Origin of the sequence: Micromonospora sp. WMMC241 (assembly GCF_027460165.1) — a bacterium.
Classification (GTDB): Bacteria; Actinomycetota; Actinomycetes; order Mycobacteriales; family Micromonosporaceae; genus Micromonospora; species Micromonospora humi.
The window spans coordinates 1,751,467-1,764,660 of sequence record NZ_JAPZBF010000001.1 but is presented as its reverse complement, the minus strand read 5'-3'; the positions used below and the strand labels follow the sequence as shown (position 1 = coordinate 1,764,660).

Here is a 13,194-nt window from a genome sequence, read left to right as displayed (position 1 = left end):
TCAATTGCCCAGCGCCTGGACCTTCGCGATGGTCTCCTGCACGTGCTGGCGGGCCGGCTCGCCGCCCTGCGCGGCCTGGGCGAGCGCCTGCCGGTAGGCGTCGATGACGCCGATCAGCGGCCCCGCCGTCGCGCCCTCCAACGCGCCCGCGACAAGCGCCCGCGCCTCGGCCGCGTCCTGCGCGGCGGCGGCGGTGCGCGCCTTCGCCTCGTCCAGCTTCTGGGCCGCCGCCGCCAGCCGGGCGATCACCTCCGCAGCACTCACGAAACCCTCCCCTGCATCGGCTCACGCCACCCTATCGCCCCCACCCCAACCCCGCCCCGCCTCGCCACCACCCCGCCCAGCCCTGCCACGCCCCGCTCTGCCCCGCCCCGCCTCGCTCTGCCCCGCCCCGCCCCCGCCTCGCCTCGCCTCGCCTCGCCTCGTCGATCATGGAGTTGTGGCACCTCGCAAAAGTTATGAAAGCCGCATCACAGGCGCCATAACTCCATGATCGATGAGGCGCGAACCGGCGCGGCGCGAGCCGGCGCGGCGCGAGCCGGCGCGGCGCGAGCCGGCGCGGCGCGAGCCGGCGCGGCGCGAGCGGGCGAAGTGTGACCGGATCAGCGGAGGAGTCGGAAGAGGAGGAGGTAGAGGCAGAACAGGGACGGGGAGACCAGGGCGCAGATCACGAAGCCCAGCGGGACGTAGCGGCCGGCGGGGGTCTCGCCGTCGGCCAGCACGGGGCGGCCCCAGCGGGCCAGCACGAACTGGCCGGCCACGAACGACATCAGCGGCACACCCGCGCAGGACAGCGCCGCCACCAGGTCCATCCCGGACACCGGCAGCGGTGACCCGACCAGCGCGATCAGCATCAGCAGCGAGCCGACCAGCGCGCACCCGCCGTAGACCGCCACCGCCCGGGCCGGCGCCGACCAGGTCGGCAGCAGCACCGGACGCCGGGCCAGCGCCTCGGCCTCCTGCCCGTGCCGGTCGGCCTCGTCGGCCAGCCGCCCGGCCGTCGCCAGCTCCGCCGCCGGATCGCCGGGGTACGCCCCGACGCCCGACCGCCCCGGCGCGGCGGCTCCGCCGCCGATCCCCCCGTCCCCCGATCCGGGTCCGACACCCGCCGCGGGTCCACCCCCCGCTCCAGCTCCCCCGGTCCCCGCAGGTCCGCCCCCCGCCCCGGGTCCACCGGCCGCCGCAGGTCCGCCCCCCGCTCCGGGTCCCCCGGTCCCCGCAGGTCCGGCCCCCGCTCCCGCTCCGGTTCCCGTGCCGGGTGCGGGGCCGGCCGGCGGCGGCGCGTCCGGGACCGATGCCATCGGCACGCCGACCGCCGCCCCGAGCCGGTCGAGGTGCGTGCCCTGGGCGGCCAGCCGCCGGCCGAGGGTGTCCACGCCGGACTGGAGGCCACGGCGGCGCTCCGCCTCTGCCGCGATGGCCCGCTCCCCGCCGCGCTGCCGGGTGGACAGCTCCCGGATCAGCGCCGCGTACTCGTCGAACCCACTCATGCTGTGCCCCCGTTCGTTCGCGACTGCGGGGCTCGCAAAACCGGCTCACTCCTCGCGCTCACGGGCTATCCCGCTCGTCGCCGAACGGCACGATCAGGGCGGTGCGGTGGTCGTGCCGGTCGACCAGCAGGGCCCGGCCCTCGCGCGGCGTCCAGGCGAGGTCGTGCACGCCCAGGTGCAGGCCGAGGTCGGCGGCCGGCACGTTCAACGCGACCAGGCCGGTCACGTCGTCGCGGTGCCCGCTGCCACCGAGGTCGTCGGCGAGCCGGCGGAGCCCGCGCCACCAGCCGAGCACGTGCACCCCGCGCGCCGGGCCCTGCCGCAGCACCGCGCGCAGGTCGTCGTGGCCGGAGCGGAACGTGCCCGGGTCGGTGGCGGCCAGCGTGCCGGCGGCCGCGTCCACCCCGAACACCACCAGGTAGGTGCGATCCGGCCCGGGGGCGTCGCCGGCCAGCTCGGCGAGGAGCGCGCGCAGCGCGCCGACGTCGAGGCGGCGGACCGGGTGGCCGGCGGCGGCCAGCGTCATGGCCAGGTCGTCGGCGAGGTCGGTGGTGCCCGGGGCCAGCGGCGCGAACAGGAACCGGGCGCTGCCCGGGGTGTGCTGGCGGGCCAGGGACAGCGTGGCGCAGCGGAGCAGCTCCGCGCCGGCGGCGGCGGTGCCGACCACGGCCAGGTGCCGGCCGGGACTGGCGTCGAGGGCGAACCCGGCCGGGCTGCCGGCGACGTCCACGACGCGGCCGACCAGGGCGTACGGCGGGTCGGCGCCCGGCGCCAGCGCGGCCCAGGCGGGGTCGTCGTCGAGTCGGGGCGTCTCGTGGCCACGGAAGACCGACGGCGGTCCGGAGCCCTCCGGCCGGGCCGCGTGCAGCTCGTGGCGCAGCGCCGCGAGGTCGGCCGCGGCGGCGTGCGCGTCCGGGAAGCGCACCTCGGCGTCGGCGCCGGGCGCGCCGGCGGCGGTGTTCAGCACGGCCGTGCCGACGGTGAGCCCGCGCGCGGCGGGATTCAGCGGGTCCAGCACGGCGTCCCCGCCGGGCAGCGCGATGCGCAGCGGGAACTGACCGAAGATCGCCTCGGCCCGGCCGTAGAGGGCCTCGACGCCGGTGGTGCTCTGACTGGCCAGCACCAGGTGCAGGCCGTACGAGCGGCCCTTGCGGGCCAGCTCCTCGATCAGGTCGACGGCCTGCCGGGCCAGCGCGTCGTTGCCGGCGAACAGCACGTGGAACTCGTCGACGACGGTGACGATCCGGGGCGGCCGGGCGTTCGGCGGCAGGTCGGCGAGCCGGCTGACGCCGTGGCGCTTGAGCAGGTCGGCGCGGCGGCCCAGCTCGGCGCGCAGCTCCCGGAGCACGGCAACGCCGTACTCGCGGTCGGACTCGATGCCGACCGCGCGGGCGTGCGGCAGCCAGGACGGATCGCGCGGGGTGGGCACGAACTCGGTGAAGCTGACGCCCTCCTTGAAGTCGAGCAGCATCAGCCGCAGCTCGGCCGGGGAGTAGCGGGCGGCCAGCCCGTAGAGCACGTCGAGCAGCAGCACCGTCTTGCCGGCGCCGGTGCGCCCGCCGACCAGCCAGTGCGGCGTGGCATCGTCGAACGCGACGGTCACCGGCTTGCGGCCGGCCCGGCCGAGCACGGTCCGCAGGCCGGTGGCGGCCGACTCCGTCCAGCGGGACGCCGGCAGCAGGTCGGCGAACGTGACCCCCGAGCTGTCGTCGGCGGCCTCGGCGAGCCGGCGGGCCAGCGCCGTCACCGTGGCGTGCGACGGGTCGCCGTCGAGCACCACCGGCGCGGCCAGCCCGCTGCCGTCGGTGCTGAACGGCCGCCCGGGCGGGTCGCCGACCAGGGTGTAGCGCTCGGTGACCCGGAGCTGGGTGGTCGCCCCCAGCGGCGGCGACCCGGACGCCGCTGACGACCCGGCCGGCCACTGCCCGCCGGCACGCCCGGCCGTCCCGCCCGGCCCGGCCGGGGAGTAGCCGGTCGGCCCGGCCGGGGAGTAGCCGGCCAGCAGCACGCAGACCGCCGCGGCCGGGCCGGCGTGGGTCAGCGCGGCCAGCCGGGCCGACTCCCGCGCCGACGGCGCCGACGCGACGACCACCACCAGCAGCTCGCGGTCCTCCGGGTCGGCCCGCTGGGCGGTACGCGCGTGGCGCTCCGCGGCGTCCAGCAACGCGGTCGTCTCCGCCTCGGTGGTCGCCGCCGCGCCGAGCACCCCGGCGTCGTGCAGCGGGCGCAACGGCAGGAACGCCGCGCCGAACGCGGCCTGGTCGATGCCGACCACCCGGACCGCGCCGGCCGGGGCGGCGGTGAGCAGCCGCACCACCACCGCGCGCAGCAGCTCACCGACGCGCGGGTCGCGGGCGTCCGCGTCGATCGCCAGGTGGGCGCCGGCCCCCACCGGCACCAGCACCGGGAACGCGCCGTCGACGGTGGTCGCCTCGCCGAGGCGTACCGGAACGGGGTGGGTCGCGACGCGGGCGGTGCCGGGCACCGCGGCGGCCAGCGTCCCGCCCAGGCGGGCCAGCCGGGCGACCAGCTCGGGGCTGCCGACGGGCGCCGGGCCGGCGGCGCCGAGCAGCCGCCGGGCCGCCTCCCAGTGGCGCAGCGCCTGCCGGTGCCGGTCGACCGCCTGCCGGTACGCCGTCGCGAGCCTGTTCACCGTCCGCCCTCCGACGCCGTCTGCGATCGAGGGAACCCTAACGGACGCGCGCGAGCGGAGCACGGCACGCTCGGCACCCGAGGTTCGTCCACTGTTCACCCGGCGACGGACGGTCCCGCCGCCCGCCGTTCCCGCGACCCGGCTTGCCTACCGGTGCAACCTCGTGTGCACAGGAAGGCGACGACGTGACCTCCTCTCCCCTCTCCCGGCGGACGCTGCTCGGTGGCGCGGCCGGTGGCCTCGGCATCGTGGTGGCCGGCAACCTGGACGCCATCGCCGGTCCGGCGGCGGCCCGGGCCGCGTGCCGTCCCGCGGTCGGCTACGGCGACCTGGTGCCGGACCCGGCCGGCCTGCTGGCGCTGCCGCCGGGATTCTCGTACACCGTCGTCGCCCAGGCGGGCGCGACGCTGCTGGAATCCGGCCATCCCACCCCGAGCGACGCCGACGGCACCGGCTGCTTCCGCGGCCCGCGCGGGTCGGTGCTGGTGAACAACCACGAGATCGGCGGCGACGAGCCCCACCCGGTGCCCGCGCTGGCCGGCCTCACCTACGACCCGGGCGCGCGCGGCGGCACCACCACCATCGAGGTGGACAAGCACGGGCGGCGGCTGCGCGAATATGTCAGCGTGGCCGGCACGCACAACAACTGCGCCGGCGGCATCACCCCCTGGGGCACCTGGCTGACCTGCGAGGAGACCGAGCAGCGTGCCGGCGGGCAGTTCCAGAAGGACCACGGGTACGTCTTCGAGGTCGACCCGCACGACAGGTCCGCCAACACCGACCCGGTGGCGCTGACGTTCCTCGGCCGCTACTCGCACGAGGCGGTGGCGGTCGACCCGTACACCCACTCGATCTACCTGACCGAGGACGCGAGCGGCCCGAACGGGCTGTACTTCCGGTGGACGCCGCCGCCCGGTTTCCGGGCCGGCAAGGGCGCGCTGCGCGCGCTCGCCCAGCGGCCGGACGGCGGGACCGCCGGCACCCTGGAGGCGATGCGCTGCCTGCGCGGCGACGGGCACGTGGCGGACCTGTCCGAGGCCACCACGCCCGGCACCCGCTACCGGGTGGAGTGGGTCCAGGTGCCGGACCGCGACGCCCGGACCGTGTCGGTGCGCAAGCAGTTCGCCGACGGCGAGGTGACCCGCAGCCGCAAGCTGGAGGGCGCCTGGTGGGGCGACGGCGGCGCCTACTTCGTGGCCAGCTACGCCCGGCTCAGCGACGGCAGCGTCAACGAGCACGACGGCCAGGTCTGGTTCTACGACCCGCGCCGGCAGACCGTCACGCTGAAGACCATCTTCGGGGTGAACACCGACCCGGACGCCGACCACGGCAACTACGACGGGCCGGACAACATCACCGTCTCCCCGTACGGCGGGGTGATCCTGGCCGAGGACGGCGAGGGCGTGTCGCACCTGGTCGGCGTCACCGCGCAGGGCAAGGCGTACGCGCTGGCCCGCAACGAGCTGAACGACAGCGAGTTCACCGGGCCGACGTTCAGCGCGGACGGGAAGATCCTGTTCGCCAACATCCAGACGCCGGGGTACGTGTTCGCGATCACCGGCCCGTGGGGCCGTCCGAGCAACGCCCACCGCTGATCTCGACCGGTTGGCCGGCGGCTCCCTGACGGGAGCCGCCGACCGGCTCAGTCGCAGATCTTGGAAGGAAATGGCACCCGGAAGGGCCCTCCGCTTCCAAGATCTGAGCGCGTTGTCCACAGGGGCCACGCGGCCGGCACCGGGGCGGGCAGTGTCGGGCGGGTGGGAGAGTCATGGGCGGGGATGCGGCGGGCGCTGCCGTCGGACGACGCAGACGAGTTGACCTGGTTGTTGTTCCGTCAGGACGATGTGCTCAGCCTCGGTCAGGCACGGGCACATCTCACGCGAGGGGCGATCCGACATCGGGTGGCCACGGGCCGATGGCGTCAAGCTCACCGTGCCGTTCTCGTCGCGCACAACGGCCCGGTCGGTCCCGCTCAGCTCCGTTGGATCGCGGTGCTGGCCGCCGGCCCGACCGCGCTGCTCGGCGGCATCACCGCCGCCCAGGCGGGTGGCCTTCGTGGGTTTCCGGACCGCGTCGTCCATCTGCTCCTGCCCGCCACCTGTCGTCGTGCTCCGCTGCCGACAGGCGTGCGAGCGCACCGGACCACCCATCTGCCTGACGATGACGTGGTGCGGGTCGGCCAGCCGCCCCGGACGACGGCTGCGCGGTCGGTGATCGACGCGGCCCAGTGGGCGCCTTCCGACGCGCAGGCCCGGGCGATCGTCGCGGCGGCGTTCCAGCAGCGCTTGGTGGGCGGTGACGACCTGCACGAGGTGCTGAGTCGAATGCCACGAGTGCGCCGTCGGCGGCTCCTCCTGGCCACCGCCACGGACGCGGTCGGGGGCGCGCATTCGCTCGGCGAGTTGAACCTGCTCGACCTCGTGCGTCGCGCCGGCCTGCCCGTACCGACCCGCCAGGTGGTGCGGCGCGACGCCGCGGGCCGGCGACGCTACCTCGACGCATACTTCGACGAGTGGCGGGTGCACGTCGAGGTGGACGGCGGGCAGCATCTCGACCCGGCGCACGCCTGGGCGGACATGCGCCGGCAGAACGACCTCTGGGTCGAGGGCGACCGCATCCTCCGGTTCCCCTCCTGGGCCCTGCGCGACGACCCGGAAACGGTGATCGCTCAGTTACGAGCCGCCCTCCGAGCCGCCGGCTGGCCCGGATGACGACAGGTGATCTTGGCAATCGTGGAAGAAAGTGCCCCGGGAGGGGCCTTCCGCTTCCAAGATCTAGCGGTCAGCCCTCACCAGACGGCCGCGATCGCTGCCTACCACGGGATGACGCCGGCGTCGTCGAAGAAGCCGCCGCGCGGCCCGTCGTCGGGCAGCGTGGCCAGCCGGACCGCGATCGCCGCGCCCTGCTCCGGCGTACGCGGTGCGGCGAAGTTGGTGAAGTCGGTGGCCACCCAGCCGGGGCAGGCCGCGTTGACGACGACGTTCGTGTCGGCGAGCTGGCGGGCGTACTGGGCGGTGATGCTGTTCAGCATCGTCTTCGACGGGGCGTAGGCGGCCAGCACCGGGCCGGTCCGCAACGTCAGCGGTCCCATGTTGCTCGACACGTTGACGATGCGTGGCGACGGTGCGCGGCGCAGCAGCGGCAGCATCGCGTTGGTCACCCGGATCACCCCGAACACGTTGGTGTCGAGGACGGTGCGCAACACGTCGAGGTCGAGCGTGGTCGGGTCCTGCGCGCCGTCGTCGGCCGGCCCGGAGATGCCCGCGTTGTTGACAAGCACGTCGAGCCGCCCGGCGGTCCGCTCGACGGTCGTCGCCGCCGCGGCGACGCTGTCGTCGGAGGTGACGTCGAGCGCGACCCCGAACGCGTCGACCCCGGCGGTACGCAGCCGCGCGACCGCCTCCGCCCGCCGCGTGTCGTCGCGCGCCCCCACCGCCACCGTGAAGCCGATCGCGCCGAGGCCCTGCGCGACGGCGAAGCCGATGCCCTTGTTCGCGCCGGTGACCAGCGCGGTCCTGTTCTCGTTCACCCGACCCATGCTGGCGGGCGGCCCGCGCGCCGTCCAAGACCGATCCGGTGGGCGGTGATACCGGCCGGGTATCAGCGCTAGGCTTCGGCCGGTGGGCGACCTGGAGACGCGCGAGCCGCGCTACTTCGTCGCCGTCGCCGAGGACCTGCACTTCGGCCGCGCCGCCGTGCGGCTCGGGATCGCCCAGCCGCCGCTCTCCCGCGCGATCGGTCCCGCGACGCCACACCGGCCTGAGCGCTCCGTCAGCCGGCGCCCTCGGCCTCCAGCAGGTCCGCCGCTGCCTCGGTGACGGCGGCGAACCCGTCCGGATCCAGGCGGGCGCAGAAGACCCGACCCCGGTCCCGCGGGTGGGGGTGCTCGGTCCGCCAGAACGCGAAGACGACGACCAGGTCACCGTCGTCCAGGTAGGCGTACTTCGACACGTTGTCGACGGTCTCGCCCCACTGGAGGAACGAGTACCGTTCCCGGAACTCGGTCCGGTCGGCGTGCAGGAGCCGGAAGGTCTCCTCCGGCGTCCGGCCCGGCCAGGGTCGGGCTTCGACCTCACGCTGCCGCGCCCGCGCCGCCGTCGAGCGCAGGGCGCGACAGAAGTACGGCAGGAAGGCCCAGTTGTCGTGGACGGTCAGCAGGGCGCCGGCGGCCCAGACGTCGACCACGCGCAACGCCGGTGACACGGGGTCGCCCACCTCGACGGCGAAGGTGGCGCGGTCACCGAAGCGTCGTGTCATCAGCGCTCGTGCGACCGGACGACGCCGTGGACGATCGCGCGGAGTTCGATCGCGTCCGCCGTGTCCGGGTCGACCAGCACGTCGACGGCCACGCCAGGCTCGACGAGCCAGAACGCTTCGGCGTCACCGGCCAGGCCCGGCCCGTCGGGATGGGCGAAGTCGGTCAGCTCCCAGGTGGCGGTGTCGCGCTCGTGGTAGTCGGCGAGGAACTCGCGGACCGCGCCCAGGTCGGTGAGGCGCTCGCCGCGCAGCACGTGCACGCGCAGGTCTACCCGGTAACCGTCGTCGACCTGGCGCTCCCAGACGCGGGTGGCGAAGCGGACGTCCTCCCACTCGGTGGCGAAGTCCGACATCTCCGCACCGATGCCGGCCGGCAGATATCCGATGTGGAAGCCGCTCAGCTCCCCGCCGTCCCGCGTCATCCTGCCTCCCCGCGCCTCAGATGTAGATCTTGGAAGCAAACGGCCCTTGGAAGGGCCCTCCGCTTCCAAGATCTCGCACTCTGCGACCTAGCGCGACTCGGAACGGTCGGCGACGAACACGCCTACGCCGCCGACGCCTTTTAGGAAGCCTTCGATCTTGAGGGCGTTGATCGCTTGGCGCACCAGACTGGATCTCGGCGCGGACGCCGTCGGCGATCTGCGCCCACTTGGCTTTGGCGGGCATGGACAACTCCCGGGTCTGCAAACCGGAGTTGGTCCGTTCCCACCGACCGGCACTCGCCCACATCTGCCGATGCGCCCGCTCTGGATCTGCAAGGGCTGCGCCCACCCGTGGCCGTGTGCGGAGGCGCGGCTCGCCTTGGTGGCCGAACATGCGGGTGACCGCCTCGGCCTGTCGGCCTAACTGTGCGGGCGGCTCTATGACGCGGCTGTGGAGCTGCACCGCCTCAACCCGGACGAGGCACCGAGCCCGCAAGCGCTGTTCGCCCGATTCGTCGGCTGGGCGCCGCTACGCTCGCCGCCGCTCGACTGACATCGGTGGACTCCGACCAGACCCCCGCCGTCCCGCGTCCCCAAGAAATCTTGGAAGGAAACGGCCCTCAGAACGGCGCTCAGCTTCCAAGATCTCGCATCCCCACGTCGCCGCTACTCGGGATGCTCGGCGACGGCCGCGAGACGCTCTCGATCGACAACGACGATTCCGCGTGCGGTCAGTGCGACGGCGCCGGCCTGGCTGAGGTGCGCCAGGGCCCTGTTCACGGTCACGCGACTGAGGCCGAGCACCCGAGCCAACTGTTCCTGGGATCCACGCCAGGCGAACCGAGGATCCCGGTCCTGTTCGCTCAGCCAGGCGGCGACCTGGGCCGCGGCCGGCAGCGTGACGGCGCGGGCGAGTCTGGACCGGACCGCCACGGCCTCCCGCGCCATCTGAGCAAGCGCGTGCTGGCGCACCGTCGGTTGCTCGTCGAGCAGGCGCAGGAAGCCGGTACGTGGCAGCAACCGGACGGCGACGGCGGTCAGCGCCGTCAGACCGGTGGGGGACGGTCCTCCGGCCAGCGTCGCGGGCTTGTCCGCGATCGCCGGACCGACCCACCGGTCGGGCCACGCCTCGACCCCACCGAGGCTGGTGTGCGTGGCCACCAGCGTGCCCGAGAGCAGGAACACGGCATGCCGGGCCACCCCACCGGCTGGTCGCAACACCGCACCCGCGTCGAAGTGTGCCGTTCGGGTCCGACCCGCCAACTCGTCGAGCACGGCGGGCGTCAGGGCCTGCAGTGCCGGGATGGAGCCCAACGAACTCATGTATCACCTGATACAGCCTGTAGTGGTCGACCGAACCTAGCCTGCCCTCATGTGGATCATCGAACTGGCCTTCACTCCCGCCCCGGAGCGACTGGCCGCACGTCCGGCGCACCGCGATCGCCTCACCGCGCTGCACGGCCAGGGCGTCGTCCGGATGGCCGGCCCTCTCGCCGACGACACCGGGGCGGTGATCGTCCTGGATGCCCCGGGCCGTGCGGCCGTCGAGGCGATCCTCGCGGCCGACCCGTACTTCACCACCCCTGGAGTCAGCGTCGAACGGATCCGCGACTGGCGGGCGTTCCTGGCGTAGCGGACGTGCTCACCTGCGCGTGGAAGCGCAACCGGGACCGGGAACCGCCGCGTCGGCTGCTCCGCAGTGGAAGACCTCGGTCGGGGCGGCTGCCACGTCGGGCACCTTCGCCACGGTGAGCAGCGCCAGGCGCTTGGCGACCGGCTCGCCGGAGTCCGGGGCGTACCGGATTAGGCCGCTCACCCCCGGGTAGCCGCCGGCGGCGTTCTGCCGCAACACCTCGGCGTGCACCCCGACCGGGTTGACCGCGCGCGGCTCCCAGCGGCGACCGGTGTCGGCGTGCCGCAGCCGGGCGGCCAGGCTCTCCAGCGCACGCACCATCATCATCGCGGCGTCGTAGGCGAGGCTGACCCGCTCGCCGACGGGCGGGCCGGTCCCCTCCCGGCAGCGCGGCGGGTCGAGCAGGTCGTCCGCGCCGATCCAGGTGAGGAAGCTGCCCCGGGCGTCGTCGCGGGCGGCCTGCGCGGCCCGCAGCGTGGCGCAGGTGGCCAGCGACGCCTTCGACACGTACGTGACGGGCAGGTTGCCCGGCGCGCTGGCCCGCAGCCCGGGGTTGGCCATGTAGCGGTTCACCGAGTCGTCGGCGACCAGGTGCCGGGGCGGGTCCGCGCCGCACTCCTTCAACGCGCGCAGGAACCCGTCGAACTCCGACCAGCGGCCGGCGAAGAAGAGCATCCCGGGGTATCCGCACTCCTGGTTGAGCCGCCGGCCGCTGCGCCACTCGTCGAGCCGGGTGAGCCGGCTGCCGAACCGCTCCCGCAGGCCGTCGACGAGCGTGGAGACGTAGAGGTCGTCGGTGAGCGAGCTGCCCTCGCCGGTGGTCCAGTAGACGTGCGCCTCCCCCACCCGCAGCACCTGCCGGGCGTACGCCTCGACCATCGTCGCCTGCTCCCGGTTGGGCGCGGACATGGCCAGGTAGAGGCTGGAGTTGGTGTCCATCCGGTCGGCCGACAGGGTGGGCGCGAGCACCGGCAGGCCGACCCGGTTGAGTTCGCGCAGCGCCGCCGCCGTGCTGGTGCGGCTGTCCACCAGCCCGACCACGCCGAGCACTGTCGGGTCGTCGCGGGCCAGGCCCTCCAGCATCCGTACCGCGTCGCCGGCGTGCCGCATCTGCCGGCCGGCGTTGGCCACCACGATGTGCAGCAGCGCCGCGTCGTCCGCGGCGGCCGACTCCTTCAGCAGCGCGTACTGGGCGGTGGCCATCCCCTCCAGTTCCTCCCGCTCGGAGACGTAGGACTCCTCGTCCGCGCGGGTCCGGTTGCCGGTGAGGCTGCCCAGGTAGACGAGCGTCAGGTAGGGGCGGCGGTGGTCGCTGCGCCGCCACACCTCCTCGGTGGCCCGGTTCTGCGCGAAGATGCGCCGCTGCACCGCCCGCAGCCGGTCCTGCCCGGGCTCGCTGTTGAAGACCTGCCCGGTGGTGTCGCTGTAGCCGACGCACTCGCCGCCGACCAGCCGCACGCTCACCCGGTCGGTCGGCCAGGGCCGGCAGTCCGGCGCCCACCGTCCGTGCGCCCACACCCCCACGCCGGCGAGCAGCACCAGGGCCACCGCCGCGGGCAGGAACCGCCGCGCCCACCACGGCGGGTCCGGCGCCACCAGCGCCGGCGGGGCAACCCCCGGGGGTACGCCGGGCGCGTCCTCCTCCGCCGCCAGCACCATCAGCCAGGCGCCGGGGCGGCGCAGCCGCCGGCGTTCCGGCAGCGCCTCGGCCCACTCCTCGTACGCCTCCTCGGCCTCGGCCATCGGACGCGGCGCGGCCGGTTCCGGCGGCGGGTCGGCGGCGACCGCGACCACCAGCAGCGGGTCGTTGCGGCCGGTCTCGTTGCGGACCTCGTCGAAGATGCGGACCAGGGTGTGCCCGACGTTGTCGGGGCGTACGCCGTCGAGCAGCACCACCGGGTAGGCGGTGCGACGCCAGTCCCCCGGTCGCCAGAACCGCCGCCGGTACGCCAGCCGCAGGTCCTCCAGGAACGCGTGCAGCAGCAGCTTCTCCACCTGGGCCGGGTGCTCGCCGTCGCGCCAGCCGGCGGTGAGCCGCTCGGCGAAGCCGAGGAACGTCACCGACTGCCGGGGCGCCAGATACTGCTGGCGCATGAACCAGCGGTACTGCCGGCCGACCACCGGCACGCGGCCGGACACGGCGATCCGGAACACCACGCTGGGCACCGCCCGGCGCAGCAGCCAGAGCAGCACTTGCAGCACGGCGCCGAGCCCCGAGTCGACGCCCACCTGCGGGTCGTCGCCGACGCGCCGGCCCCGCCAGTCCCGCAGCCGGCGCACCAGCGAGGCCCGGCCGCTGTCCGCGGCGTCCACGTCGACGGCGAGCGTCTGGTGCATCAGCCAGTCGGCGAGCGGATAGTGCCGGAACCGCAGTCGGGGCGCGCCGAACGCCTCCAGGGAGAGCTGCCGGTGCACCTCCCGCAGCGCCGTCGCCACGTCGTCGGTGGGCGGCCGGTCGGCCAGGTCGAGCACGGCGTGCGGCACCCGACGCCCGGTGCCCCGGGCGGTGAAGCGGCGCAGCAGGGCGGCGACCGCCCCGTCGCCGGCCGGCCGGAGCAGCCACAGCAGCGGGAGCCGGCGGTCGCCGCGGCGGGGCCGCCGCAGCAGCCGGGCCAACAGGGTGAGCAGCTCCAGGCCGCCGGCCGGCAGCTGCTCGCGGGTGGGCCGCGGCCGGGTCGCCGGTTCGCGCATGGTCACCTCCGGGCGACGCTGGGTGTCCCCCCATTGTCGACACCCCCG

At 74.9% G+C, this 13,194-nt stretch carries 11 protein-coding genes and 2 pseudogenes; 5 read left to right on the top strand and 8 right to left on the bottom strand.

Annotated features, from left to right (window positions below; all coding sequences use genetic code 11):
• From O7598_RS08490 to O7598_RS08480, 3 genes are all read right to left on the bottom strand, one after another.
• Positions 1-264, bottom strand: a complete 264-nt coding sequence (locus O7598_RS08490; protein WP_089157165.1) for a DUF6244 family protein — start codon at positions 262-264, stop codon at positions 1-3.
• A gap of 338 nt (positions 265-602) precedes the next feature.
• The gene (locus tag O7598_RS08485) at positions 603-1,490 is read right to left on the bottom strand and encodes a hypothetical protein (RefSeq protein WP_269690783.1); all 888 of its coding nucleotides are present in this window, start codon (positions 1,488-1,490) and stop codon (positions 603-605) included.
• Between the two features lie 58 nt (positions 1,491-1,548).
• Positions 1,549-4,143 (bottom strand): FtsK/SpoIIIE domain-containing protein, encoded by a 2,595-nt coding sequence (locus O7598_RS08480; RefSeq protein WP_269690782.1) that lies wholly within the window; start codon positions 4,141-4,143, stop codon positions 1,549-1,551.
• Between the two features lie 185 nt (positions 4,144-4,328).
• On the opposite strand from O7598_RS08480, the gene O7598_RS08475 reads away from it, so the two are divergent.
• Together O7598_RS08475 and O7598_RS08470 are read left to right on the top strand one after the other, a co-directional pair.
• Entirely contained in the window at positions 4,329-5,738 is a 1,410-nt protein-coding gene (locus O7598_RS08475; RefSeq protein WP_269690781.1) for an alkaline phosphatase PhoX, read from the top strand.
• Between the two features lie 183 nt (positions 5,739-5,921).
• On the top strand, positions 5,922-6,854 hold the full coding sequence (locus O7598_RS08470; RefSeq protein ID WP_269690780.1) for a DUF559 domain-containing protein: 933 nt from the start codon (positions 5,922-5,924) through the stop codon (positions 6,852-6,854).
• 101 nt (positions 6,855-6,955) lie between these two features.
• Here the strand turns inward: O7598_RS08470 and O7598_RS08465 are convergent, their stop codons facing one another.
• Positions 6,956-7,681 (bottom strand): SDR family oxidoreductase, encoded by a 726-nt coding sequence (locus O7598_RS08465; protein WP_442929835.1) that lies wholly within the window; start codon positions 7,679-7,681, stop codon positions 6,956-6,958.
• A gap of 91 nt (positions 7,682-7,772) precedes the next feature.
• Between O7598_RS08465 and O7598_RS08460 the strand changes: the two are divergent.
• Positions 7,773-7,880, top strand: a pseudogene (locus O7598_RS08460) (LysR family transcriptional regulator); the annotation flags it as partial.
• 34 nt (positions 7,881-7,914) lie between these two features.
• Here O7598_RS08460 and O7598_RS08455 read toward each other — a convergent pair.
• Together O7598_RS08455 and O7598_RS08450 are read right to left on the bottom strand one after the other, a co-directional pair.
• The gene (locus O7598_RS08455; protein ID WP_269690778.1) at positions 7,915-8,400 is read right to left on the bottom strand and encodes a hypothetical protein; all 486 of its coding nucleotides are present in this window, start codon (positions 8,398-8,400) and stop codon (positions 7,915-7,917) included.
• Positions 8,400-8,822: a hypothetical protein gene (locus O7598_RS08450; protein WP_269690777.1), complete on the bottom strand. Its 423-nt coding sequence runs from the start codon at positions 8,820-8,822 to the stop codon at positions 8,400-8,402. The genes O7598_RS08455 and O7598_RS08450 overlap by 1 nt, the downstream gene beginning before the upstream one ends.
• 313 nt (positions 8,823-9,135) lie before the next feature.
• On the opposite strand from O7598_RS08450, the pseudogene O7598_RS08445 reads away from it, so the two are divergent.
• Positions 9,136-9,375 (top strand): annotated as a pseudogene (locus O7598_RS08445) (hypothetical protein).
• Positions 9,376-9,488: 113 nt separating this feature from the next.
• On the opposite strand, the gene O7598_RS08440 reads toward O7598_RS08445, so the two are convergent.
• Complete coding sequence (locus O7598_RS08440) at positions 9,489-10,145, bottom strand: Crp/Fnr family transcriptional regulator (protein ID WP_269690776.1); 657 nt, start codon at positions 10,143-10,145, stop codon at positions 9,489-9,491.
• Positions 10,146-10,194: 49 nt separating this feature from the next.
• On the opposite strand from O7598_RS08440, the gene O7598_RS08435 reads away from it, so the two are divergent.
• Positions 10,195-10,455 (top strand): YciI family protein, encoded by a 261-nt coding sequence (locus O7598_RS08435; RefSeq protein ID WP_269690775.1) that lies wholly within the window; start codon positions 10,195-10,197, stop codon positions 10,453-10,455.
• Between the two features lie 9 nt (positions 10,456-10,464).
• On the opposite strand, the gene O7598_RS08430 is transcribed toward O7598_RS08435, so the two are convergent.
• Complete coding sequence (locus O7598_RS08430; protein WP_269690774.1) at positions 10,465-13,146, bottom strand: hypothetical protein; 2,682 nt, start codon at positions 13,144-13,146, stop codon at positions 10,465-10,467.
• Positions 13,147-13,194: the final 48 nt, after the last annotated feature.

Coding starts and splice junctions, on each gene's coding strand:
- O7598_RS08485 (WP_269690783.1), bottom strand. CDS start 1,490: ATGAGTGGGTTCGACGAGTACGCGGCGCTGATCCGGGAGCTGTCCACC.
- O7598_RS08455 (WP_269690778.1), bottom strand. CDS start 8,400: ATGACACGACGCTTCGGTGACCGCGCCACCTTCGCCGTCGAGGTGGGC.
- O7598_RS08435 (WP_269690775.1), top strand. CDS start 10,195: ATGTGGATCATCGAACTGGCCTTCACTCCCGCCCCGGAGCGACTGGCC.
- O7598_RS08440 (WP_269690776.1), bottom strand. CDS start 10,145: ATGAGTTCGTTGGGCTCCATCCCGGCACTGCAGGCCCTGACGCCCGCC.
- O7598_RS08430 (WP_269690774.1), bottom strand. CDS start 13,146: ATGCGCGAACCGGCGACCCGGCCGCGGCCCACCCGCGAGCAGCTGCCG.
- O7598_RS08450 (WP_269690777.1), bottom strand. CDS start 8,822: ATGACGCGGGACGGCGGGGAGCTGAGCGGCTTCCACATCGGATATCTG.
- O7598_RS08465 (WP_442929835.1), bottom strand. CDS start 7,681: ATGGGTCGGGTGAACGAGAACAGGACCGCGCTGGTCACCGGCGCGAAC.
- O7598_RS08470 (WP_269690780.1), top strand. CDS start 5,922: ATGCGGCGGGCGCTGCCGTCGGACGACGCAGACGAGTTGACCTGGTTG.